The sequence below is a fragment of the Natrinema gari JCM 14663 genome, assembly GCF_000337175.1.
Lineage (GTDB): Archaea > Halobacteriota > Halobacteria > Halobacteriales > Natrialbaceae > Natrinema > Natrinema gari.
Window position 1 is genome coordinate 1 of the sequence record NZ_AOIJ01000070.1, and the last position, 256, is coordinate 256.

Here is a 256-nt window from a genome sequence, read left to right on the forward strand (position 1 = left end):
CACACCTAGCAGACATCGTTTACAGCTCGGACTACCCGGGTATCTAATCCGGTTCGTGACCCGAGCTTTCGTCCCTCACCGTCGGATCCGTCTTCCAGAGGCGCTTTCGCCACCGGTGGTCCGTCCAGGATTACGGGATTTCACTCCTACCCCGGACGTACCCCTCTGGTCTTCCGGTCCCAAGCCACGCAGTTTCCACCGGACGCCCGCGCGTTAAGCGCGCGGATTTCCCGATAGACTTGCGTGGCCAGCTACG

General features: G+C 61.3%; 1 rRNA gene. It reads right to left on the reverse strand.

Features of this window, described 5'->3' with window-relative positions:
- A 16S ribosomal RNA gene (locus tag C486_RS16675) occupies positions 1-256 on the reverse strand; the annotation flags it as partial.